Origin of the sequence: Nonomuraea cavernae, from assembly GCF_014646355.1 — a bacterium.
GTDB classification, from domain to species: domain Bacteria; phylum Actinomycetota; class Actinomycetes; order Streptosporangiales; family Streptosporangiaceae; genus Nonomuraea; species Nonomuraea cavernae.
In genome coordinates this window covers 519,323-542,892 of record NZ_BMNH01000002.1, presented here as the reverse complement: position 1 = coordinate 542,892, position 23,570 = coordinate 519,323, and the positions used below count along the sequence as shown (strand labels likewise).

The window sequence follows — 23,570 nt, the reverse complement described above, 5'->3', positions numbered from 1 at the left end:
CAGCTTCACCTGCACCACCAGCTTCACCTCGAACACATTATCGCCAACCCCATGCCACCGGGATAGGAAACGAAGAACGCCCGGGCTGAGCCGCTCCACGGCCTCCCGGTCACCGCACCGCTCGGGCCTTGGCGGCCCTCCCGCGCTGTCGTTTCCTCCCGGGCGTGAACGCCCGGGGTTCCACGCCAGATCACGCTGAACTCGGCCAGCGTGCCGCGCCTGGTCTTGTCGAGCCGGTAGCTGATCGGCTGGTAGTCCTGCCACCAGGGGTAGCCGCCGGAGCCGGCGCTCGGCAGCACGACGTGCTCGGCCGGGGGCGAGACCTGCACCCCGCCGTACCCCTTGGGGCCGAGGACGTTCGCGCACTCGGCGGCGATGTCGGACCAGCGCCACTGGAACAGGTGGGCGATCACCGAACGCTCGCCCGGAGGGGCCGCGAGCGCGGAGCGCGTCGTGGCCGTGGAGGCGCCGGCGAGGGCCGCCCCCGCGATGACGCCCAGCGTCACCAGGGCGCTGATCCCGGTTCTGTACGGTTTCATGGCTCCCTTTCCTGTGGGTGTGACTGTGGTGTCGCCCCATGGGCGGGCTCGGGTGTCGACGGTCCCCAGGCCCGGAGCACCGTGGCCTCCACGAGGTGGCATTGCGGGAGTGCTGCCCGGAAGGTACTCAACGCACCAGATCATTGCAATGCCTCTCTGAAACTTCGCGGCTGGATTTCAGAAATTTTCAGTAAGATCTTCCAATCGTGGTCAGGTGGGCGTAACGTCCGGGCGTACTCCACCCCGGCCGGCCGGATCTTCCGCGTCGTGGGCCGGACCCCCTTGAGTTCACGAGGAGAAGAGATGCGGCGAGCCCTCCCGGCCGCGGCAGTCGTTGCGGCCCTCGCCCTGGCGGTCTCCGCCTGCGGCGGCGGCGGCGAGACCGCGGCCCCCGCCCCCGCCCAGTCCGCCGCCGACCCGTCGCAGATCAGCGGCGAGATCACCTGGTGGGACACCACCCGCCCCGACAGTGAGGGCCCGACCTTCCAGGCGCTGATCAAGCAGTTCGAGGCGGCGTACCCGAAGATCAAGGTGAAGTACGTCAACGTGCCGTCGGACCAGGCGCAGAACCAGTTTCAGACGGCCGCCCAGGCGGGCGCCGGCGCGCCCGACGTGATCCGCTCAGAGGTCGCCTGGACCTCGCAGTTCGCCTCGCTCGGCTACCTGCAGCCGCTGGACGGGACGCGCGCCCTCGACCAGCAGGACGACTTCCTGCCCGGCCCGCTGTCCAGCACGAGATTCCAGGACAAGACCTACGCGGTGCCGCAGGTCACCGACACCCTCGCGCTGATCTACAACAAGCGGCTGCTGAAGGAGGCCGGCCACGAGGAGGCGCCGAAGACCGTCGCGGAGCTCAAGCAGGTCGCGCTGGACGTCAAGGCCAAGACCGGCGTCAACGGCCTCGCGCTGAACGTCGACTCCTACTTCCTGCTGCCGTTCATCTACGGCGAGGGCGGCGACCTGCTGGACGTCGCCGCCAAGAAGATCGTGGTCGACTCGCCCGCCAACGTGAAGGCCGTCCAGACCGTCGCCGACCTGATCAGCTCGGGCGCGGCGCCCAAACCCGCCACCACCGACAGCTACGCCAACGCGATGACCGCCCTCAAGGACGGCAAGGCCGCGATGATCTACAACGGCCCGTGGGCGCTGTCGGAGATCCACCAGGGCAAGGAGTTCTCCGACAGGTCCAACCTCGGCATCGCCCCGGTGCCGGCCGGCTCGGTCAAGGCCGGGGCGCCCACCGGTGGCTGGAACCTGGCCGTCTACGCGGGCTCCAAGAACCTGGACGCCTCCTACGAGTTCGTCCGGTTCATGTCCACGGTCGAGGCCCAAGGGAAGATCGCCAAGGAGCTGGGGCTGCTGCCCACCCGTACCTCCGCCTACGGCACGCCCGAGGTGCAGGGCAACGCCGACGTCTCCGTCTTCAAGCCGATCATGGAGACCGCCGTGCCCCGCCCCTGGATCCCCGAGGGCGGCCAGCTGTTCCAGCCGCTGCTGGAGGGCTACCAGGCCCTGGTCAGCGGCCAGAGCGAGCCCGCCGAGCTGCTGAAGAAGGTCGACGAGCAGTACCACGGGATCATGAAGGGCTGGAGCTGACCCCATGGCGCTCTCCACCGGGCGTGCGGCGGGCACGGCCAGCGACCCGGCCGCGGGCGGCGACGCCCGCGGCCGGCGCCACCGGGGCGAGCGGGGCCGGCTGCGCGGATCGCTGCACAGACACTGGTACGCCTGGGCGATGGTCACGCCGGTGCTCGTGGTCATGGCGGTGCTCATCGGCTGGCCGCTGGCCCGCGGCGTCTACCTGTCGCTCACCGACGCCACCGAGGCCAACATCGGCCGCACCATCGGCGTCAACGTCATCCCGTCCAGCTACGAGTTCGTCGGGCTCGACAACTACCTCGAGATCCTCACCAGCGACGTCTTCTGGGACAAACTCCTCTGGACCGTGGTGTGGACCGTCGTCTGCGTCGGCTTCCACTACGGCATCGGGCTCGGCCTGGCCATGATGCTCAACCGCGAACTCCGCTTCCGCTCGCTCTACCGGGTGCTGCTGATCCTGCCGTGGGCGGTGCCGGCCTTCGTCGCCGCGTTCGTCTGGCGCTACCTCTACAACAGCGACTACGGCGTGATCAACGGCATGCTCAGGGCGGTGGGCCTGTCCGGGGTCGGCTGGCTCGACGACCCGACCACGGCCAAGCTCGCGGTGATCGCGGTCAACGTGTGGATCGGCGTGCCATTCATGATGATCGCCGTGCTCGGCGGGCTGCAGTCGATCCCCAAGGAGTTGTACGAGGCGGCCGAGGTCGACGGCGCCACCCCGTGGCAGCGGTTCGCCCAGATCACCCTGCCCGGACTGCGGCAGGTGTCGAGCACCGTGATCCTGCTCGGCACGATCTGGACGTTCAACATGTTCCCCATCATCTTCCTGGTCACCAGGGGCGGGCCCGGCAGTGAGACCGAGATCCTGGTCACCTACGCCTTCCGCGAGGCCTTCACCGGGGTGCGCGACTACTCGGGCTCGGCCGCCTGGGGCGTGATCATCCTGGGGCTGCTCGTCGTCCTGGCGCTGGCCTACCGGCGCACGCTGCGCAGGCAAGGAGAGATCTGGTGACGACCGTGACGGCCAAACGCAGGAGCCGCGAGGATCGCGGGCCGCTGGCCTCGATCGCCCTGCACGGCACCCTGATCCTCGCGGTCGGCGTCGCGCTGTTCCCCGTGGTCTGGCTGGTCCTGACCTCGCTCAAGCCGCGCGACGGCTGGCTGTCGGCCGAGCTGCGGCTCTTCAGCGACAGCTCGCTGGACAACTACGCCCGGGTGCTGGGCGAGACGCAGTTCCCGCTGTGGCTGCTCAACTCGGCGCTGGTCGCGGCCCTGACCACCGTGCTCGGCGTCTTCCTCGCGGCCACCACGGGCTACGCGGTCAGCCGTTTCCGCTTCCCGGGCCTCCGGAGCGTCATGTGGCTGCTGCTGGTGACCCAGATGTTCCCGGTCGCCGTGCTGATCGTGCCGCTCTACAACCTGATGGCCGCCCTCGGCCTCCTCAACCAGATCCCGGGGCTGGTCATCGCCTACATGACCATCGCGGTGCCGTTCTGCGCGTGGATGATGAAGAGCTACTTCGACACCGTTCCACGCGAGCTGGACCAGGCGGCGATGGTCGACGGGCTCACACCGTTCGGCGCGTTCTGGCGGGTCATCCTGCCGCTGGCCAGGCCGGGCATCGCGGTGACCGCGTTCTACTGCTTCATGACCGCCTGGGGCGAGGTCGGCTACGCCACGATCTTCATGTCGCAGGAGGACAAGCGCACCCTCGGCGTCGGGCTGCAGCAGTTCGTCGGGCAGCACTGGTCCGACTGGGGCCTGATGACCGCCTCCGCGGTGCTGATCGCGATCCCCGCCGGGGCGGTGTTCCTGGTGGTGCAGCGCCACCTGATCACCGGACTCACGGCGGGTGCCACTAAATCATGAGATTTCATTCGATCGGGGGAGCGACATGACCGAGCTCGCACACGTGGACCGGGACGCCTCCGGCGCCACCGGCTGGTGGCGGGACGCGGTGATCTACGAGGTCTACCTGCGGAGCTTCGCCGACGGCAACGGCGACGGCGTCGGCGACCTGCTCGGCCTGCGCGGCCGGCTGAGATACCTGGCCGACCTGGGCGTCGACGCGATCTGGGTGACGCCCTTCTACCCCTCGCCGATGGCCGACTTCGGCTACGACGTGGCCGACCACCGCGACGTGGACCCGATCTTCGGCACGCTGGCCGACGCCAAGGCGGTGATCGACGACGCCCACCGGCTGGGCCTGCGGGTGATCATGGACGTGGTGCCCAACCACACCTCCGACCGGCACGCCTGGTTCCGGCAGGCGGTGGCGGCCGGGCCGGGCAGTCCCGAGCGCGAGCGCTACGTCTTCCGTGAGGGCCGGGGAGAGCTGCCGCCCAACGACTGGGAGTCCGTCTTCGGCGGCCCGGCGTGGACCAGACTGCCCGACGGGCAGTGGTACCTCCACCTGTTCGCGCCCGAGCAGCCGGACCTCAACTGGGAGCACCCGGAGGTGCGCGCCGACTTCGCCGGCGTCCTGCGGTTCTGGCTGGACCTCGGCGTCGACGGCTTCCGCGTGGACGTCGCGCACGGCATGGTCAAGGCCGAGGGGCTGCCCGACGTCGGCAGGCCCGGTCACGTCGAGATGATCGGCGGCACCGTCCTGCCCTTCTTCGACCAGGACGGGGTCCACGAGATCCTCCGCTCCTGGCGGGCGATCCTCGACTCCTACGAGGGCGAGCGGATCGGCGTGGCGGAGGCCTGGGCGCCGACTCCGGAACGGCTGGCCCGATACGTCCGCCCGGACGAGCTGCACCAGGCGTTCAACTTCCACTTCCTCAACACGCCCTGGGACGCGGGCCGCTTCCGCGACGCGATCGACGAGTCGCTGGCCACGACCGCGCTGGTCGGCGCGCCGGCCACCTGGGTGCTGTCCAACCACGACGTCAAACGGCACGTCACCCGCTACGGCGGTGGCGAGACCGGCCTGCGCCGGGCCCGCGCGGCCACGCTGCTGATGCTGGCCCTGCCCGGTTCGGTCTATCTCTACCAGGGTGAGGAGCTCGGCCTGCCCGAGGTGTCCGGACTGCCGGAGGAGTACCTGCGCGACCCGCAGCGGCTGCGGGCCCCCGACAGCGGGCGCGACGGCTGCCGGGTGCCGATCCCCTGGGCCGACCTCGCGCCCGGCTTCGGCTTCGGGTTTCCCTGGGAGGAGAGCTGGCTGCCGATCCCCGGCACGTGGGGGCCGCTCAGCGTCGGCTCTCAGCTGCGCACGCCGGGCTCGACGCTGCGGCTGTACCGGAAGGCGCTGCGGATCAGACGGGAGCTCGGCGACCTCGGCCCGCTGACCTGGCTCGACGCGCCGGACGGCACGCTCGCCTTCACCCGGGGAGACCTCACCTGCACGGTCAACATGACCGGCCGGCCGGTCGAGCTGCCCGCGCCGGGCGAGGTCGTGCTGGCCAGCGCGGCTCCCGCTCCACTCGGGGCCCACGTCCTGCTGGAGCCCGACTCCACCGTGTGGTGGCGCTGAGGTGAGCGCGGCCGGCAACGGGACGACCCGGCTGACCGACATCGCCGCCCACGCCGGGGTGAGCGAGGCGACGGTCAGCCGGGTCCTGAACGGCAAGCCGGGGCCGTCCTCCGCCACCCGGCAGGCGGTGCTGGCCGCCATGGACGTCATGGGCTACGAACGCCCGAATCGGCTGCGGCAGCGCAGCAACGGGCTGGTCGGCCTGGTGACCCCGGAACTGGACAACCCGATCTTCCCGGCGTTCGCCCAGGCCATCGAGAAGGCGCTGGTGCAGCACGGCTACACGCCGCTGCTGTGCACGCAGCTGCCGGGCGGCGCGATCGAGGACGAGTTCACCGAGCTGCTCGTCGAGCGCGGCGTCAGCGGCATCATCTTCGTCTCCGGGCTGCACGCCGACACCACCGCGCGCGCCGACCGCTACGCGGAGCTGATCCGGCAGGGCGTGCCCATCGTGCTGCTCAACGGGTACGCGGCGAAGGTCCCGGCGCCGTTCATCTCGCCCGACGACCGCGCCGCCGCGGGCCTGGCCGTCCAGCACCTGGCCGACCTCGGGCACGAGCGCATCGGCCTGGCCGTCGGTCCGGCCCGGTTCGTCCCGGTGATCAGGAAGATCGAGGGCTTCCGTGCCGCGATGGCGCGGGTGCTCGACGGCGGGGACGTGGACGGGCTGATCTCGCACTCGCTGTTCTCGGTGGAGGGCGGCCAGGCCGCCGCCGGCCCGCTGCTGGACCGCGGCTGCACGGGCGTCGTCTGCGCCAGCGACCTGATGGCGCTCGGGGCCATCAGGGCGTGCCGCGAGCGTGGCCTGTCGGTCCCGGGAGACGTGTCGGTCGTCGGTTACGACGACTCGCCGCTGATCGCCCACACCGACCCGCCGCTCACGACCGTCAGGCAGCCGGTGCAGCCCATGGTCGCCGCCGCGGTCGACACGCTGCTGGAAGCCGTCGCCGGTGCTCCGGCCCGGCACTCCGAGCTGGTCTTCCAGCCCGAGCTCATCGTGCGCGGATCCACCGGCTCGGGCCCCAGGATGCTGCGCTGACCGGGTCGCGGCCCGTCCCGGGACGCCGGTGGCGGCAGACTGCTGATCGTGCGCTCCTCATCGCTGATCTCGGTCACGCCGCTGCCGCCCGCGGTGGCGGGGTTCGTCCTGCTCATGTACGGCGTCGCGACCTTCACCGCGGGCCGTCGCATCACCCGGAACCGGGGCTGGTGGTGGGCCGGGCTGCCGATCGCGGTCGGCACCGGGCCGGTCCTGGCGCTGCTGCTGGCCTGCGGGGTGATCTCCACCCAGGGAATGGTGATCATCCCGGCCGCGGCGCAGGCCCTGGTGCCCGCCCTCGACCAGACCAGGACCGTCGGGCTGGTCACGCTGCCGGGCGTGTTCGTCGGCATGCTGCTCGGCGGGGCGAGCCCGATCGAGGCCGGGATCGTCCAGCTCGTGGTGCTGGTGGCCCTGCTGGCCGCCGAGGCCGTGGCGACCGTGGTGACCATCGAGCTCGCGGTCCGCGGCCACCTCGACGGCGGATCGCCCGGGTGACGGGGAACCGCCGGCCACCTCGACGGCGGTTCCCGGGTGACGGGAACCGCCGGTCAGCGGAAGACGCCGCTGTAGGCGTTGAGGGCGGGCTGCCCGCCGAGGTGGGCGTACAGGACGTTGGAGCCCTTCGGGATGGCGCCGTCGCGGACGAGGTCGATCAGCCCGGCCATGGACTTGCCCTCGTAGACGGGGTCGAGGATCACGCCCTCCAGGCGGCCGGTGAGCCGGATGGCGTCGACGGTGGACGCGACGGGGACGCCGTAGCGGTCTCCGGCCCAGCCCTCCAGGAGCGTGATCTCGTCGTCGCGCAGGTCGCGGCCGAGGCCGATGAGCTCGGCGGTGCCGCGGGCGATCTTCTCCACCTGGGCCCGGGTCTCGGCCGGCTTGGCCGAGGCGTCGATGCCCAGCACCCTGCGCGGACGCTCCTGACCGGCGAACCCGGCGATCATGCCGGCCTGGGTGCTGCCGGTGACGCTGCACACCACCACGGTGTCGAAGAACACGCCGAGCCGTCGCTCCTGCTCCTGGACCTCGTACGCCCAGCCGGCGAAACCGAGGCCGCCGAGGGGATGGTCGGAGGCGCCGGCGGGGATGGCGTAGGGGGTGCCGCCGGCGGCCCGGACGCCGTCGACGGCCTCGGTCCAGCTGTCCTTGAACCCGATGCCGAAGCCGGCGTCGGCGAGCCGGACGTCGGCGCCCATGACGCGGGACAGCAGGATGTTGCCCACCTTGTCGTTGACCGCGTCGGGCCAGTCGACCCAGGCCTCCTGCACGAGCACGGCCTTCAGCCCGAGTCTCGCCGCCACGGCGGCCACCTGCCGCGTGTGGTTGGACTGGACGCCGCCGATGCTGACCAGCGTGTCGGCGCCCTGCCGGAGAGCGTCGGGGATCAGGTACTCGAGCTTGCGCGTCTTGTTGCCGCCGTAGGCGAGGCCGCTGTTGCAGTCTTCGCGCTTGGCCCAGATCCGGACGCCGCCGAGGTGGTCGCTGAGCCGGTCCAGCGGGTGGACGGGGCTGGGGCCGAAGGTCAGGGGGTAGCGCTCGAAGTCGTCGATGGACACGCGGTGGCTCCTTCAATGTGGCCAGGGCAGTGCGGGCGGGTCAGTGCGGGCGGGGCAGGCGGGTTGGCGGTCGAGGTCGGCGGGCGGGGGTCGTCGTCAGGCGGGGTCACCGGGCTCGCCGGGCTCGCCGTCGGCCAGCGAGGTCAGGAGCGGGGCCAGCGTCTCCCAGTTGGCCCGGGACGCCTCCGCCGCGCCCTCGGCGTCGCCGGCCGCGCACAGCGCGATGATGCGATCGTGGTGGGCGACCGAGCCCCGGCCGCTCAGCGAGGAGAAGTGCAGCCGCTCGATCCGCCGCAGCACCGGGGTGAACTGCTCCAGCACCGCGCGTACGGCCTGGTTGGCGCAGGCCGCGACCGGGACGGCGTGGAAGTCGTCGTCGGCGGCGAGCGCCTCGCCCGCGTCACCGCGGCGCAGCGCGGCGGCGAAGCGGGTGTTGGCCGCGCGCATCGTGTCCAGCTCGGCCGCCGAGAGGCCGGGCACCGCCTCGCGGACGGCGAGCGCGTGCATGGCCGAGGTCACCGACTGCGCGTCGCGGACCGCCCGGACGTCGAGCGGGCTGACGATCGTGTAGCGGCCGGGTTTGGTCAGCACCAGGCCCGACTGCTCCAGCCGGCCGAGGGCCTCGCGGATCGGGGTCCGGCTGATGCCCAGCCAGGCGGCGAGGCCGACGTCGTGGAGCCGCTCGCCGGGGGCGAGGGTGCCGTCGACGATCGCGTCCCGGATCGCCCGGTAGGCGTCCTCACGGAGCAGCGGTCGGGAGACGAGCCCTCGGCTCTGCGGTATCGGCATGCAATATTATGCACTTTGTATATCGCATTTTGTCAACGATAAGTCCTGTTATATCGTGATTGATGGGTGGTCGGTCAGGCGTTCAGCAGGGTGATCACCCCGGCGCCCACCAGCGCGGCCGCCCACATCCGGTCCACGTTGAACCACGCGCGGCGCAGCATGGTCAGCCCGGCCACCTCGTAGACGGTCAGCGCGATCCCGCCCGCGACCGCGAACATCGCGAGCGTGTGCAGCGCCGCGACGCCGAGGCCCCCCGAGAGCGCGTGCCCGGCGTGCCCGGCATGACCGGCGTGCAGGCCGGTGAACACCGGGATCAGCATCAGGCCCGCGCCGTGCGCCGACGACATGAGGAACGACCACGCGGCCAGCTGCGGCAGGGACAGCCGCATGCCCACCCAGCGGAAGTGCCGCTTCGACAGCAGCCGCCACAGCCCGAACCCGACGAGCACCACGCCGCCGGCCATCGACAGCATCGTGCTCGTCGTCAGCGACCCGGTGACCCCGACCACGACCGCGACCAGCGCGACCGACCCCAGGTGCCCGGCCGCGATGGCCGGCAACGACGCGAGCAGCCTGACCCTGCTGCGCTCCTGCAGGCCCCGGGCGACGGCGAAGAGCCAGCCCATGGCCGGGTTCAGCCCGTGGAAGGCGCCCAGCAGGAGCGCCGCCGCGACCGTCACGGGTAGCAGTAGGAGTCGGAGGAGGCATCGCCTCCCTGGAGTCTCACCTGGTGGGGGCGCAGGCCGCGGAAGTCGTCGCCGTGCGGGAAGAACCGCTCGTCGAACGTGAACGTGTCGGCGTCGATCCCGGCCAGCCAGGCGCCGACGCCCTCGGGATAGAACTGGTCGTCCCACGCCCCGTACAGCGAGTTGCTGACGTAGACGCGCCTGCCGTCCCTGCTCACCTCGACCATCTGGGGGCCGCCGCGCAGCGGGCCGTCGGCGGACGGGTGGGACTCCTGGCGGGTGATCCCACCGATCGGCAGCGAGCCGATCTCCACCGGCTCGAACGGATCGCTGACGTCGTACTGCTTGAGCTCCCCGGTGCCCCAGCAGGAGACGTAGAGGCGCTGGTCGTCCACCGACAGGTCGATGTCGGTCACCAGCGGCGGCACCGCCCCGAACGGCTTGAGCACGTCGGGCAGGCCGGCCGGGTCGGCGGGCTCGGCGGGGATCTCGATCACCTTGCGCGCCTGCCACGCGCCGTTCTCGCGGAACCAGGTCCACACCGAGGCCGACAGGTCCTCGACGCTGACGACCACGCCCGCGAAGCCGTAGGTGTGGGTCGGGTCGTGCGCGGGGCGCAGCTCCAGCGTCATCTGGTGCTGGTCGCCGAGATCGAGCTCCTGGACGTGGCGGCGCTTGCGCAGGTCCCAGAAGTGCAGCTTGTGGCCGTACTTCCGGCCGAGCAGCAGCTCGCCCACGACCCCGTCCTCGATCATGGACGGGGTGCCCCACTCCGAGCTGACCAGCACGTCGTGGTTGATGTGCCACCAGAAGTCGTAGGCCAGGTACTGCGGGCCCCGGTCCACCTCCCACCGGCCGAGCACCTCGAACGACTGGTGGTCGAGGATCGCGATGCCGCCCGGCCCGTCCCTGCCGTCGGCTCCGCCGAGCGCCGAGACGTAGAGCCCCTCGGGGCCGCAGTGCACGGTGTGCGGGCGGGAGTATCCGGCCCGCTTGGCCAGCTCCTCCGGCTCGATCACCTTGACGATCTCCGGGCTGATCCGGTCCTTGGTGTCGAGGATGTAGATGCGCGACGAGCGCAGACCGGGCACGACGAGGTAGCGGCGCTCCACGTGCGGATGCGGCGCGTACGGGCACAGCGCGCTGCTGCAGGCGTTCCAGCCGAAGTGGTGGAGCTCGTCACCCGTGTGGGGCAGGTCGGTCCAGCCGACCACGGTGCCGTAGTCCGAGGAGGAGGGGTCGGTGTCGAGGACGGCGATCGCATCCGGCCTCCGCGCGCTGCGGTCGAAGGCGGCGACGTAGGCGAGCCGTTCGGCCGGCGCGCCGGCGGCGTCCCTCGGCGAGGGGTAGAACGTAGGATCCGGTGTCCAGAGTGCCATCTCCCCATAATCCCCGCACTCCCTACAGGGTCAAGAGGCATTGCCCGCGTGTCGTCCGGCGGCCGTCCCGGCGAAGGTCACGAATAGGACCGATGCCTTGATCGGTGATGGATCGGACTGTTAGACAAGGTCAGCGGTTGCTCATCCCGAGGAACGGTGGTCCCCCCGTGCAGCAGTCCGTCCTCACCACAGTCATGCTTCCGGCCGCGCTCGCGCTGATCATGTTCGGGCTCGGGCTGTCGCTCACCCCGCGCGACTTCGCCAACGTCGCGACCCGGCCCAAGGCCGTGGTCATCGCCCTGGTCGCCCAGGTGCTCCTGCTGCCGGCCGCCTGTTTCGGGCTCGTCGTGCTGTTCGACCTGGAGCCGCTGCTCGCCGTCGGCATGATGCTGCTCGCCGCCTCACCCGGCGGCACCACCGCCAACCTCTACAGCCACCTGTTCGGCGGCGACGTCGCGCTGAACGTCACCCTCACGGCCGTCAACTCGGTGCTGGCCGCGTTCACGCTGCCCGTGGTGGTCAACCTGTCACTCGCCCACTTCGTGGGGGACGGGCAGGACATCGGGCTGCAGGCCGACAAGGTGGTGCAGGTCTTCGCCATCGTGCTCGTGCCCGTCGCGATCGGCATGCTCGTCCGGCGGTTCGCCATGGCGTTCGCCGACCGGATGGACAAACCGGTCCGGATCCTGTCCGCGGTCGTGCTCGCCGTCGTGATCATCGGGGCCATCGTCCAGGAGCGCGAGCGGATCGGCGGCTACATCGCCGCCGTCGGGCTGGTGGCGCTGCTGTTCAGCGCGATCAGTCTCACCGTCGGCTACTGGCTGCCCCGCCTGTTCAGAGTCGAGCGCCGGCAGGCCATCGCGTCCGGCATGGAGATCGGCATCCACAACAGCACGCTGGCCATCACCATCGCGCTCAGCCCGTCCCTGCTCGGCAACTCGACGATGGCCGTGCCGCCCGCCGTGTACGGGGTACTCATGTTCGGTACCACACTGGTCTTCGGCTACCTCGTACGACGCCGGCGCGACATCACCGAGGCCGACGAGCCCCTGACCGCGGACACCTGACAGGGGAGCGCTCATGCCACGGATCATCGGCACCACCGGCGGAAAGGTCCAGGGGTTCGAGCGGGACGGATGCGAGATCCACCTCGGCATCCCCTACGCCGAGCCGCCGTTCGGCGCCGGCCTGTTCCGGCCGCCCCGGCCGCGCACCCCGTGGCAGGGCGTCCGCGACTGCACGGCGTACGGGCCCATCGTGCCCCAGCCGCCGATGCCCGTCATGCCGTGGCCGGTCGAACCGGGCGAGGACTGCCTGTCGGTCAACGTCTGGAGCCCGGCGGGCGCGTCCGGGCTGCCGGTGATGGTGTGGTTCCACGGCGGCGCCTACATGTACGGCTCCGGTGCCGAGCCGCTCTACGACGGCGGCGCGTTCGCCCGCGACGGGGTCGTCCTCGTCACCCTCAACTACCGGCTCGGCGCCCTGGGCTTCCTGCACGCGGGCGCCCTGGACCCGGCCTACGCGCAGGCCACCGGCAACTACGGCCTGGCCGACCAGATCGCCGCCCTGCGCTGGGTGCGCGACAACATCGCGGCGTTCGGCGGCGACCCCGGCAACGTCACCGTCTTCGGCGAGTCGGCCGGCGGGACGTACGTGCTGAGCCTGCTCGGCTGCCCCTCGGCGGCCGGGCTGTTCCGCGGGGTCATCTCCCAGAGCGCGGGCGGCCCGCCCCTGTACGGGTTCCCGCCCGAGGCGGCCGAGCCGGTGGCCCGCCTGGTCCTCGACGAGCTGGGCGTCAGCCCGGCGGAGCTGCCCTCGCTGCCGTACCAGCGGATCCTCGACGCCCAGGTCGCCGTCCTCGGCCGGACCGGCGGCGAGCACGGCGACGCCGCCGCCGGTGGCCACACCATCCCCTTCCTCCCGCTCACCGGCGCCGACCTGCTGCCGCTCGCGCCGATCGACGCCGTCGCCGCCGGAGCCGGAGCCGGCGTGGACCTCATCGCCGGGACGAACCGCGACGAGCTGGCCACCTTCGAATTCATGCGCGCAGGCGGCCCCGCGTTCGACGCCGACCGGATGTGGCCCGACGACCCCGCCCGCCACGCCCGGATCACGGCCGTGTACGAGGCCACCCACGAGCCGGGCAGCCCGATCTCCGTCGCCGTGGCCGTCGGCACCGACCGGGCCTTTCGGGTCCCGTCCGTCCGGATGGCCGAGGCGCACGCCCGAGCCGGCGGCGCCACCCGCATGTACCTGTTCGGCTGGCGTTCGCCCGCCTTCGACGGCCGCCTGGGCGCCGGCCACGCGATGGAGATCCCCTTCGTGTTCGGCGACCTCGCCTCGCCGACGCTGGCGATGCTGCTCGGCGACCGGCCCCCAGCGCGGCTGGCCGACGCCATGCACGGCTCGTGGATCGCGTTCGCGACCGGCGGCGACCCGGCCGCCGGCGGCCACGTCCCCGAGTGGCCGCCGTACGAGCCGGAGCGGCGCGCGACCATGGTCCTCGACGACGCCTGCGAGGTCGTCCTCGACCCCGACGCCGAACGGCTGGCCGCCTGGAACACCCCTTGACCCCCAGGCGGGGCTTGACAGGCCCGGGCGGCGGGCAGAGCGTGACGCTCACCACGCCGCATCGAGGGGGCCGCCATGGCCGTACACGAGATCCGCATCGACCCGAGCCGTACCCTGCGGGAGCAACCCGGCACCGGGCACAACCGCTGGCACCCCGACATCCCGCCCGTCGTCCGCTGCGAGCCGGGCGACGAGGTCGTCATGGAGACCCGCGACGCCTTCGACGGCCAGATGGGACCCGACGCCACACTCAAGACCGCAGAGGCGCCCGACCTCGACGTCGTCCACCCGCTCACCGGCCCCGTCTACGTCGAGGGCGCCCAGCCGGGTGACCTCCTGGAGATCGAGATCCTCGAGGTCGTGCCCGACGGCTACGGCTACACCGTCCAGGTGCCGGGGTTCGGCTTCCTGCGCGACGACTTCCCCGAGCCGTTCATCGTGCGCTGGGCCCTGGCCGACGGCTGGGCCACCTCCGACGACCTGCCCGGCGTGCGCGTTCCGGCGGCGCCGTTCATGGGCACGATCGGCCTGTCACCCGGGAACCGGGCGCTCGCCGCGATCATCGCCCGCGAGCGGGCCGCGCTCGATCGCGGCGGGTTCGTGCTGCCGCCCTCGCCCCAGGGCGCCGTGCCGTCCGAGCCGCCGATCGCCACCCACGGGCTGCGCACGATCCCGCCCAGGGAGCAGGGCGGCAACGTCGACATCAAGCAACTCGGCGCCGGCACCCGCCTCTACCTGCCGGTCGACACACCCGGCGGGCTGTTCTCCGCCGGCGACGCGCACTTCGCCCAGGGCGACAACGAGTCCTGCGGCACCGCCATCGAAATGAACGCCACGCTGCGGGTCCGCTTCACCGTCCACTCCGGCGAGGCGGCCGCCAAGGGCATCCGCGAGCCGCGGTTCGCCCGCGCCGACTACTGGGTGGCACCCCAGTACGCCGCCCCGCGCAGCTTCTACGCCACCACCGGCATGTCGGTGAGCCGCGACGGCATCGTGGCCGCCGAGGACGCCACCCTGGCCGCCCGCAACGCGCTCCTCAACATGATCGACCACCTCGGCGAGCGGGGCTGGACCCGGCAGCAGGCGTACGTGATCTGCAGCGTCGCCGTCGACCTCAAGCTGAGCCAGCTGGTGGACGTGCCGAGCTTCCTCGTCTCCGCGTTCCTGCCCGAGGACATCTTCACCTGACCTGTCCAGCGGGCGACGGATGGACCTATGATCGCCGTCGTGGACTGGGTCGAGCGGGTCTGCCGGGTGCGGCAGTGGCGCCAGGACGGCAGGCGCGCGCCGCACAAGCCGCTGCTCCTGCTCTACGCGCTCGGCCACTTCCAGCGCGAGGGCGACGCGCCCATCCGGTTCCGCGATGCCGAGGAGCAGCTGCAACTGCTGCTCACCGAGTTCGGCCCGCCGCGCCGATCGACCATGGCCTACCCGTTCTTCCACCTGCGCACCGACGGCCTCTGGCAGGTCACCGGGGCGCGGATCGAGCCGAGCGCCGCCGCCCTCCGCGACGGCGACGCCGCCGGTCGGCTGGCGTCCGACCTCGTGCGGGCGCTCCGTGACGACTCCACCCTGGTCGTACGGCTCGCGCGGGCCATCCTGGAGACCAACTTCGAGTCCTCACTGCACCCCGACATCTGCCAGGTCGCCGGCCTGCGGCTCGACCCGGCCGGCGAGGTCGCGCCGCTGCCGGTGCCGATGCCGGCCCGCGACCCGGAGTTCCGGGAGCGGGTGCTGATCGCGTACGAGTACCGCTGCGCCTTCTGCGGTTTCGACGGCGCCCTGGGCCGCAGCCCGGTGGGCCTGGAGGCCGCCCACGTGCGGTGGTGGTCGGAGGGCGGGCCTGACGAGACCGCCAACGGCCTGGCCCTGTGCAGTCTGCACCACAAACTGCTGGACCTCGGAGTGCTCGGGATCGGCGCCGACCTCACCGTCGCCGTCTCCGACCGGTTCGTCGGCCGCTCACGCATGGCCCGCGCCATCGTCCACGACCTGTCCGGCCAGGCCGTCCTACGCCCGCAGCGCGGCCACCCGCCCGTACGCGCCGACCACATCGCCTGGCACGCCCGAGAGGTCTTCAAGGGCCGCACCCGCCCCGCCGCCTGAGGCCGCCTGCGCAAGATCCCGCCAGCGGTCCTCCCGAAGCCGATTCGGTTGAACGCCTGGTGGAACGGCCACCCCCTCGATCGAGGTCAAACCAGCCATCTCGCCCGCCTTGAACTGGCAGAACTCGCATTAGCCGCCTGAAGGCCAGTTAACCAGCAAGGTCCACGGCCAGGCCGGACAGCGGGGTCCGGTCTGCGGGCCGGTTGCCTGGGGTGGCGGGTGGGGTGCAGGTGGCAAGCGCGGCCAGATAGGTGCAGGTAGCGGTGTCGAAGGCGTCGCCGTCCAGGCGGGCGAACAGTCGTCCCAGGGTGCTGGCGGCCAGGCGCACTTCGCCGGGCAGGCCGGCACGGGCGCGCAGGTCGGGGTCGTACCCGGCGATGAATCGGGCGATCTTCGCCAGGGAGGTCGCGCCGCCGAGTACGGCGAGCAGGGATAACGCCAGCAGGGGGCCGAGCCGGCAGCGGCGTCCCCGGCGGCTGCGCGGGTCCGGGATGGTGTCCAGGACCTCGGCCAGGGCGGGCAGATCGAGCAGGTCAGCGGGCAGGCTGGCAGCAGTGACGTGCTCCAAGTGGCGGGAGAGCACGTCGATCGGGGATGATGGCACGCGAACGCGGCCCCTGTTCTTGATCGACTGGCTAGACACCGACGATCATCAGGGGTCGCGTTTGTCATGTGCACCCCGGGGTGCCCTCAATACCTACCTCATCGAGCCAGCGAGCGTCCATCAACCGAGAACGCAACGGCCTTGGCAGAAGGCCACTGTTCCTTCTTCAGAAAGCGGCGGAGCTGAGCCTCTCCAGCTCGTGTAGAAACTCCCGTCGGCAGACATCTGAGCCGGTTGCCGGGCAGGTAGTGGACTTCGCTGGTCCAACCCAGACGACGCGCCTCACTCATGTAGGCACTTCTCCGCTCTGCCCCAGATATTGGCTCTAGCCCCGGACGGCACGATCTCCTAAGTCATCATATTGACGTTCATGCTCAGCGGCGACCACGCCCATCGAACCGGTGAGCCGATACAGGAAGCAGATTGCAGCCATCCGGTAAGCCCTGCGAGCACAAACTCTCTTGTCTCGGGAAGGGGCAGGGGCGGCTGGACCGGCCGGCGGTGACACCTACCCATGAGGTACGTGGTGGAGTCCTTCGTCACCACCGTCGAGCCGCCGATGCTCCATCTTTCCGACGGTGCGACAGGCAGGAACTTCCGTCGCGTGACAGCCCTCTCCAAGATGGGGTCGGACAACTGAGCAATCTCCTCAGCGGTTTCGGCGTGGGTACCATATCGCCTCCGCCGAGGAGCAGGGTCGAGTACCTTCACGACTACGCATGATGATCTAGGCTTGCAGCGGGAAGATCATGTTGTTCACGTCGTGACATTAGATTAGCGCTGGACATTTGCTCGATTTGAGGACTACGAGCTAAGACCGATTGGCTCCAAACCATTTTGGAACGTTCGGAACCGTCCACTGCCCGGGTATTTCTGGATCGAGGCCGAGTGCCGCTGTGAGAACATGAGCAGCCAGAAGGGGCGGAATGGCGTTGCCTATCTGTTGGGGGATGTGGCCGCCTCCCCATGGATAGTCGCTTGGGAAAGTCTGGAGCTGGCCCGCTTCTGCCTCATTGAAACGAGGTAGCTCCTCCATTCCGTCGAGCGTCCACACTCGGTTTCGATCTACCTTTCCTGTCACGGTGAAGGATGGCTCTTTGTAGGTGCGAACGCCTCGTTCTTTGGGATCTCCACCTGTGCCGTAGTTGGAGACGACATGGAAAGGCCTTGATCGACTGACCACATCCCCAATGGTCATCCACGGCCGCAGGTTTTGATCGCCGTCGGTGCGTACCATGCCCTTGCGAAAGGGGCGATGTGTTGCTTCGGGCAGTTTTACCTCATGCTCACGGTGAGCGATCAAGATCGCACGCCGACGAGTCTGCGGTACCCCATACTGCTCGGTGCGGAGCACGCCACAGCGGACCTTATAGCCCAGACCGGTGAGGATTTCATCCATTACTTGCCACACAGGCAGTACGGTCGGTACTTGTTCCAAGATGATCGCCTCATATGGGCGTTCGTCGTCCAACGCCTCAAGTGCCCAGCGAAGGGGCTCCAAGACGAGTGCAGTTCGGGGGTCGGACAGCTCCCCAAGCTCTGCTTTGACGTCCTCGCCGGCGGCCATGCGTTTCGCGAAGCGGACCACATCGTCGAGGTGGCGGCGTCCTGTGCCAGATCCTGCGACAGTGTAGGTCTGGCAAGGGGGGCCTGCGGCGAGAACGTTTGCGTCACGGAACCGCTTCGGTCCGAAGTGGCGCACGTCTCCTTGCTCGGTGTCCAGGCCGGCCAGTTTTCTGGTGGCGCATGCGTCATCGTCGATCTCGATGCCTGTGACGGGCAAGTCCAACCATGTTGCCGCCACGTCCAGACCGCCGGGTCCGGCGAACAGGTCAACGATCTTGACGGGCACGTGGTCTCCTGGTCGCAGGGTCGTTCAAGAGAACCGAGCGGTCGCGTGTCTGTCGCCGAGACGCCAATGAAGTCTCCATGAACACGGAAATCATACTCCCTCTTCACGGTGGCTAGCCACCGTGTCATCGTGGGATCATGCCCAACAAGCACAAGTACGCTGCGGTGGTGTTTCGCCCGGATCCAGACCTGCATCGTCGCGCCAGAGAGGCTGTCGCCACAGTCGGTTCGAACATGAACGCGCACGTCATCGGGTTCTTGCATTGGGTCGTCGGGGATACTGATGAGCTTCCTCCCCGCCCGACTGATGCGCACCCGCAGTCCTCGGCGCCTGATGAAGCGAACTCTGCCGCGAAGTGAGAGCGATGCTGGGTCGGGCGGGATATCGGTCCACGGGGTGATGGGTGAACGGGGGTCATGATGCTGCGCGAAGCGCAGCCGCGATCTGCTCGGCCACCGCTGCGGCGACGGGTGGGGGGAATGCATTGCCGACCTGTCGATATCTGGCCGTCTTCCTGCCGATGAACTCCCATTCCGGAGGAAATCCCTGGAGCAGCGCGACTTGCGGAACGGTCAGCATGGGTAGGCCCTCCCAGCCGTTCTGCCCCACGCCGTCTCTCATGACGAAGTCCGGACCGGGCACTTCATTTCCGATGCTGTTGCCGTTGACTCCGAGTCGGCGCCATATTCTCTTCGTCCTGGTCGGGCCCAGGTCGCCCCCTCCACGTCTTTCCGATCCGCCGACGACGGTGGGCGCGATCTCGTTGGCTCCGGCAGCCCACTCATCGGCCTGCGGCCACCCGCGGCTCGCCATGGAATCCAGCAGCACCTGGCCGACGGTCTGGCCCTTGCTGAAGCCGATTGGCCATTGGAAGTGCTTATGGTTCTCGGGCCGCAGGGCGACGAGAATGCTTCGTACTCGTCGCTGAGGCACTCCGAAGTTCTGTGCATCGAGCAACTTCCACTCGACTCTGTAGCCCAGACGATCCAGTTCCTTGCGCACCCGTTCGTGGACTACCTCAAATTCGCGCTGAAGCAAATTGGCAACGTTCTCGATCATAATGGCCCGGGGTAGGAGGGCTTCAGCCAGCCTCGTCACCTCGGGGAAAAGGTCTCTGTCGTCCTGATCTCCACGTTGTAGGCCCGCAATGGTGAACGGGGTGCACGGGACGCCGCCTGCGAGCAGGTCCAGCTCCCAAAGGTCGGAGGATGCTTCAGGGCGGAACTCCCGGAGGTCTTCCTCCAGCACGTGCCATGAGGGACGGTTGGTTCGAAGCGTGGCGCATGCCGCCGGATTCCGTTCGATGAGCAAGGCATGCTCGAAACCGGCTCGCTCCAGGCCGAGAGCCTGACCGCCTCCTCCCGCGCAGATCTCCATGCTTCTGAGCGGGGTGAGGGAACTTCTGCTCACTGGTGTCCTCTCGTCGAAGCTGACCGAGAGAACGGTAGCCCGGTGGACCGACAATTCCGGATCTGTCCGCTCATGCTGAGGCGCAGCTCGAACATCGACGCCTCCATCGGTCCGGAGACGGCATGCGCGGAATGCGCGTACCTTTGATTCCATGGGTTCGAGAGCGGGTTCCTGGGCCTCGAGTGACGCCGTCCGAGCGAGCATGCGATCCAACAGGTACCGGGATACCAAGCCGGAACTAGCCCTCCGGCGTGCCGTTCATGCCCTGGGCCTGCGCTATAGGGTTGCCGCTCGACCGGTCGCTGGTCTCCGTCGCACTGCCGACCTAGTCTTCCCGCGCATCCGAGTCGCGGTCTTCCTCGACGGTTGCTTCTGGCATGGGTGTCCGGAACATCACAGCGTGGCCAAGACCAATTCGGCTTACTGGGCTGAGAAGTTGCGTCGCAACCGTGAACGGGACGAAGAAACCGATCGCCTACTAGGCGAAGCAGGCTGGTCAGTGATTCGCATCTGGGAACATGTAGATCCCTTGGAGGCCGCGCGACGCGTCGCGGAGGTGGTCCACCGCATGCGTGCTGCGCAGCCTGGCGGTACGCGATGACGTGCGCCGCATACCTGACTCGCTCTGCGCTCGCTGGAACGTCGGCGGCGGCCCGGTGTTACAAGGTGGCCGAGACCGTGCTCAGGCCGCAGATGCGAGACCAATCGCACGTCACACAACGGTGTCCCCCGTTCTTGTTCGGTTTACGTGGACCTGAGTGAAACTGGCGGCGCTGGATCCCGCGCGCAAGGTCCTTCACCGCGGTCAAGCTGTCGTCAATGGTCTGCTGGTCGAGGGGAACGATCAGCTCCTTGCGTGAGCGGTCCTTCTCACCGAGGTACCGGACCAGTCCGCGCTCGGGTTCGTATTCCAGCTCTTGTCGGGCCGCCACCGCGTAGAGGGAGACCTGGAGCTTCATCTCGTCTTCGTCGAGAGCGTCGTGCTTTTCGGTCTCCCGCTCCCCGGACTTGAAGTCGATGATCGTGACTTGCGGCGGCGAGTCCAGGCGCACGACGTCGATGGCGCCGGAGACGAGCACGTTCTCGTCAGGGACGAGCACCTCGAACTCCCGCTCGGGCTCGAAGGTCAAGCTGCGGAGTTCTTCGACGTAGGTTCGCACGTAATCGGAGACGATCTCGACACCGCGTCGGCGCATGTTGTCCGCCGGTTCGCCCGTGGTGTGGCGCAGATAGAAAAGCCCGCGATCGATGAGACCTTGGACGGCCTGTTTGAGAGAGGCGGGATCTGCGGCCAGCTCGGCCCAATGCGCCGGGTCGGCATGTACGGCCCGCATGAGGTTGTGAACACCTCGGCCGTAGCCGAACGCCTGGTCGATGGTGGGTGTGAATCCCAGGACTTTGCGCAGGTAGAAGTCGTGTGGGCACTCCAGGTAGTAGCGGAGGTCGGAGAACGACGTGATGAGGCGATCCTCGTTGCTACGCTCGCTGGGTATCAGGTCGAGGCCGGGCAGGGCACGCGGAACGTCGTTCGCGGAGGCCCAGTCGCGGGAGCCGACGTCATTGATGATCTTCTTGAGTTCCCGGAAGAATTTCGAGGGTTTGGACGCGGAGACATAGAGGAACCGCTCGGCTCTGGTGAGGGCGACGTACATCAGTCGGCGCTCGTCGTCGTTGTTGGCGTTATCCGCGAGCGAAACGGGATCGATGATTTCGGCCAGCGGCCGCTGGAAGGGCAGCCTAGGGGCGCGTTTGGCGTTGTTGCTCGGAAAGCGCGACGCACACACGTCCGCGACGAAGACTGCCGCGAACTGCAGACCTTTGACGCTGTGGATGGTGGTTACGGTCACCGCGTCGGGGGTGGCGAGAAGCGGCGCTTCGTGAGGGCGGGCGGACTCGGTGGCCCACAGTAGCAGGCTGGTGATCTGATGCTTATACGATGCGGCCCTGGTCCATCCCGGAGTCTCGATACCGGTGATGAGGGAGCTGAGTTGGCCGAGGTGGTACATCGCGGCTACGGCGCGGTCGTTCTGGACGTCCCAAGAGGCCACGCCCGCTTCTGACATCAGCCACTGAAGCATCGTTTGGGGGAAGACTCTGCGAACAGGGCCTCGGCCGGCCAGCCAGCTGCGGAGCTCGGGGGTTCTGCAGTTGTTGATGACCAGTCGGCTGATGGGGGCGCCGGCGAGCCGCGCAGCGATGCCTTCGGCAGCATGGATGACCCTGTCGGCCGCGCCTGGGGCGATGCCGAGACCGTCGGCAGCGAGCATGCTGAAGGCGGCGCGGATGGCCCGTTGGGCAGCGCCGACGAGGTTCCCGTCTGTGACGTTGAGGATGTCTCTTAGCCGACTGGGCAGCGAGCGCTGGTTCCAGTCCGCGCCGTAGAACTGGTCGCGGCCGCCGGAGAGCGAGAGCGCCGCAGCGAAGAGGAGCACCTCGGGTTGAGCGAAAAGATCGGGACCAGCCTTGACGACGGCCGGGATGCCGACGGTGCGTAGGGCGCGCAGGTAGGTACGAGCGTCAGTGCTGCTGCGGACGAGCACCGCGACATCTGAGTACGTGATGCCTCGTTTCCCGTCCGGCGTGTCATGCGCGGCGCCGACGTCGTGACTGGGGACCAACTCCTTGATGGTCTGGGCGATCCACGCGGCTTCGGCTGTACGGTCTCCGGCGAAGTCCACGATGCCGACATGCTGAGCATCGACGTCTACACGGCTGACGCGGCCGTGTGTCATGTCGGGGCTCGACATGGTGCCCGGCACGTTGATGGTGGCGTTCCACCGGTTGGAGATGTCGATGATCCTCGGTGTCGACCGGTAATTCCTGGTGAGGTCGAGGACATCACCGTCATCGTCGTCCCTTAGTTCGGCCGCGAGATCGGCCATGATGTCGATTCGGCCGCCGCGCCAGCTGTAGATGGCCTGGCGATGGTCGCCCACGGCGGTCAGCCATCCGTCCTGCTCGTCGACGAGCATGCGTCGGATCTCATCCTGGACGGGGTTGATGTCCTGCACCTCGTCGACGACGAGGTGGGTGATCGATGCGCGTAGTCGGGCCAGCGCGGCGTCGTCTACGCGAAGTCGCCGGGTTAGCTCAGACTGGGCGGTGCTGAAGTCCAGGAAGTGTCTGCACCGGAGGTAGGCGTAGTAACGGGCGGCGGCTCGGGCGAACGCCTCGGCGACGGGTCCTTCGCCGACTCGGGTCAGGAGCTGTGCCTGCTTGCACCATTCTTGCTCTGCGCCGATGTCGGGACGCGGCCCAGGGGGAAGCTCGACCGCGAGTTGGTCGTACTCGTTGAGGAGGTCGTATGCCTGCAGAAAATACTCGATCGTCCGGCCGCGGGATGAGTACGGCTTGCCGGACTCGTCTCGGAGCGCCTCTTCCAAGGTTTGCAGTCCGAGGAGGAAGTTGTAGCCCTCCTGCACGAGTGAGTAACGGGCGACGTCGTCGATCACGTCGTCGTTGTGATAATCATCCGGCCACAGATTGCGCAGGGTGTTGAGGCAGAAGCCGTGGATGGTGCCGATGTACATGCCGCCCAGGCTGGGGTCGACGCCGGGTTGCTCGACGACCTGTATGTACTTCCGAATGCGGAATTTCATCTCCTCTGCGGCCTGCTCCGTGAAGGTGAAGGCCACGATCTGGTCCTTGGGGATGCCATCGTGGGCGTGCCACCAGGCGATCCTGCGGGCCATCGCCTCGGTCTTGCCCGCGCCGGCGCCGGCGATCACCAGCAGACGTCTGGCGTCGGAGGTCACGATCGTCTGGGCTTCGGAACTGAGGCCGCGCAGAAGCTCGGCTCTCACATCTGCACGGATCGCCATGGTGAATTCAATCTTTCGCCTGGAATCGAATACTAATCCTGATAGCGCAGGGTAGTCACTTGGATGCGCCTCAGTGCCTCAACGTGGTGCGGCCTCATGGGAGAACGCAGAGCGAAGCGGTTGGCTGCTGTAGAAGCG

At 69.0% G+C, this 23,570-nt stretch carries 21 protein-coding genes; 12 read left to right on the top strand and 9 right to left on the bottom strand.

The annotated features are described in order from the left end of the window. Positions 1 to 23 precede the first annotated feature (23 nt). Positions 24 to 539 carry an alpha-amylase family protein gene (locus IEY82_RS06810; RefSeq protein ID WP_372459683.1) on the bottom strand — a complete coding sequence of 172 codons (516 nt, stop codon included), beginning with the start codon at positions 537 to 539 and terminating at the stop codon, positions 24 to 26. 303 nt (positions 540 to 842) lie between these two features. Here IEY82_RS06810 and IEY82_RS06805 point away from each other — a divergent pair, with 303 nt between their 5' ends. From IEY82_RS06805 to IEY82_RS06780, 6 genes are read left to right on the top strand one after another with little or no spacing between them, the layout of a single operon-like run. Next, complete coding sequence (locus IEY82_RS06805; protein ID WP_189123097.1) at positions 843 to 2,135, top strand: extracellular solute-binding protein; 1,293 nt, start codon at positions 843 to 845, stop codon at positions 2,133 to 2,135. Positions 2,136 to 2,139: 4 nt separating this feature from the next. Then, positions 2,140 to 3,150 carry a carbohydrate ABC transporter permease gene (locus IEY82_RS06800; RefSeq protein ID WP_189123096.1) on the top strand — a complete coding sequence of 337 codons (1,011 nt, stop codon included), beginning with the start codon at positions 2,140 to 2,142 and terminating at the stop codon, positions 3,148 to 3,150. Beyond that, a complete protein-coding gene (locus tag IEY82_RS06795; RefSeq protein WP_189123095.1) occupies positions 3,147 to 4,007 on the top strand; it encodes a sugar ABC transporter permease in 861 nt (286 codons plus the stop codon). Before IEY82_RS06800 ends, IEY82_RS06795 begins: the two co-directional genes overlap by 4 nt. 25 nt (positions 4,008 to 4,032) lie before the next feature. Further along, complete coding sequence (locus tag IEY82_RS06790) at positions 4,033 to 5,616, top strand: glycoside hydrolase family 13 protein (protein ID WP_189123094.1); 1,584 nt, start codon at positions 4,033 to 4,035, stop codon at positions 5,614 to 5,616. 1 nt (position 5,617) lies between these two features. Next, on the top strand, positions 5,618 to 6,655 hold the full coding sequence (locus IEY82_RS06785; protein WP_189123093.1) for a LacI family DNA-binding transcriptional regulator: 1,038 nt from the start codon (positions 5,618 to 5,620) through the stop codon (positions 6,653 to 6,655). A gap of 48 nt (positions 6,656 to 6,703) precedes the next feature. Beyond that, on the top strand, positions 6,704 to 7,153 hold the full coding sequence (locus tag IEY82_RS06780) for an ABC transporter permease (protein ID WP_225262180.1): 450 nt from the start codon (positions 6,704 to 6,706) through the stop codon (positions 7,151 to 7,153). Positions 7,154 to 7,206: 53 nt separating this feature from the next. Here the strand turns inward: IEY82_RS06780 and IEY82_RS06775 are convergent, their stop codons facing one another. The 4 genes from IEY82_RS06775 to IEY82_RS06760 form a co-directional block, all read right to left on the bottom strand. Then, positions 7,207 to 8,214, bottom strand: coding sequence for a 1-aminocyclopropane-1-carboxylate deaminase (locus IEY82_RS06775; protein ID WP_189123092.1), 1,008 nt, complete (start codon positions 8,212 to 8,214; stop codon positions 7,207 to 7,209). Between the two features lie 96 nt (positions 8,215 to 8,310). Beyond that, entirely contained in the window at positions 8,311 to 9,003 is a 693-nt protein-coding gene (locus IEY82_RS06770) for a GntR family transcriptional regulator (RefSeq protein WP_189123091.1), read from the bottom strand. A gap of 74 nt (positions 9,004 to 9,077) precedes the next feature. Then, positions 9,078 to 9,683, bottom strand: coding sequence for a hypothetical protein (locus tag IEY82_RS06765; RefSeq protein WP_189123090.1), 606 nt, complete (start codon positions 9,681 to 9,683; stop codon positions 9,078 to 9,080). After that, positions 9,680 to 11,068 (bottom strand): selenium-binding protein SBP56-related protein, encoded by a 1,389-nt coding sequence (locus tag IEY82_RS06760; RefSeq protein WP_189123089.1) that lies wholly within the window; start codon positions 11,066 to 11,068, stop codon positions 9,680 to 9,682. The genes IEY82_RS06765 and IEY82_RS06760 overlap by 4 nt, the downstream gene beginning before the upstream one ends. Positions 11,069 to 11,262: 194 nt before the next feature. Here IEY82_RS06760 and IEY82_RS06755 point away from each other — a divergent pair, with 194 nt between their 5' ends. The 4 genes from IEY82_RS06755 to IEY82_RS06740 all read left to right on the top strand — a co-directional run bounded on the left by IEY82_RS06755 (position 11,263) and on the right by IEY82_RS06740 (position 15,745). After that, positions 11,263 to 12,135, top strand: a complete 873-nt coding sequence (locus IEY82_RS06755; RefSeq protein WP_225262323.1) for a bile acid:sodium symporter family protein — start codon at positions 11,263 to 11,265, stop codon at positions 12,133 to 12,135. 13 nt (positions 12,136 to 12,148) lie between these two features. After that, entirely contained in the window at positions 12,149 to 13,639 is a 1,491-nt protein-coding gene (locus IEY82_RS06750) for a carboxylesterase/lipase family protein (RefSeq protein WP_189123087.1), read from the top strand. A gap of 75 nt (positions 13,640 to 13,714) precedes the next feature. After that, positions 13,715 to 14,827, top strand: coding sequence for an acetamidase/formamidase family protein (locus IEY82_RS06745; protein ID WP_189123086.1), 1,113 nt, complete (start codon positions 13,715 to 13,717; stop codon positions 14,825 to 14,827). Positions 14,828 to 14,866: 39 nt separating this feature from the next. After that, a complete protein-coding gene (locus IEY82_RS06740; RefSeq protein ID WP_189123085.1) occupies positions 14,867 to 15,745 on the top strand; it encodes a phosphorothioated DNA-binding restriction endonuclease in 879 nt (292 codons plus the stop codon). 148 nt (positions 15,746 to 15,893) lie between these two features. On the opposite strand, the gene IEY82_RS06735 is transcribed toward IEY82_RS06740, so the two are convergent. Beyond that, complete coding sequence (locus IEY82_RS06735) at positions 15,894 to 16,349, bottom strand: transposase family protein (protein ID WP_189123084.1); 456 nt, start codon at positions 16,347 to 16,349, stop codon at positions 15,894 to 15,896. Positions 16,350 to 17,160: 811 nt separating this feature from the next. Next, positions 17,161 to 18,201 carry a DNA cytosine methyltransferase gene (locus IEY82_RS06730; protein WP_225262184.1) on the bottom strand — a complete coding sequence of 347 codons (1,041 nt, stop codon included), beginning with the start codon at positions 18,199 to 18,201 and terminating at the stop codon, positions 17,161 to 17,163. A 137-nt stretch (positions 18,202 to 18,338) separates the two neighbouring features. Here IEY82_RS06730 and IEY82_RS06725 point away from each other — a divergent pair, with 137 nt between their 5' ends. Next, a complete protein-coding gene (locus IEY82_RS06725) occupies positions 18,339 to 18,560 on the top strand; it encodes a hypothetical protein (protein WP_189123083.1) in 222 nt (73 codons plus the stop codon). A gap of 55 nt (positions 18,561 to 18,615) precedes the next feature. On the opposite strand, the gene IEY82_RS06720 is transcribed toward IEY82_RS06725, so the two are convergent. Then, the gene (locus IEY82_RS06720; RefSeq protein ID WP_189123082.1) at positions 18,616 to 19,578 is read right to left on the bottom strand and encodes a DNA cytosine methyltransferase; all 963 of its coding nucleotides are present in this window, start codon (positions 19,576 to 19,578) and stop codon (positions 18,616 to 18,618) included. Between the two features lie 184 nt (positions 19,579 to 19,762). Between IEY82_RS06720 and IEY82_RS06715 the strand changes: the two genes are divergently transcribed. Then, a complete protein-coding gene (locus IEY82_RS06715; RefSeq protein WP_308425796.1) occupies positions 19,763 to 20,212 on the top strand; it encodes a very short patch repair endonuclease in 450 nt (149 codons plus the stop codon). A 58-nt stretch (positions 20,213 to 20,270) separates the two neighbouring features. On the opposite strand, the gene IEY82_RS06710 is transcribed toward IEY82_RS06715, so the two are convergent. Beyond that, positions 20,271 to 23,432: an ATP-dependent DNA helicase gene (locus tag IEY82_RS06710; RefSeq protein WP_189123080.1), complete on the bottom strand. Its 3,162-nt coding sequence runs from the start codon at positions 23,430 to 23,432 to the stop codon at positions 20,271 to 20,273. Between the last annotated feature and the right edge of the window lie 138 nt (positions 23,433 to 23,570).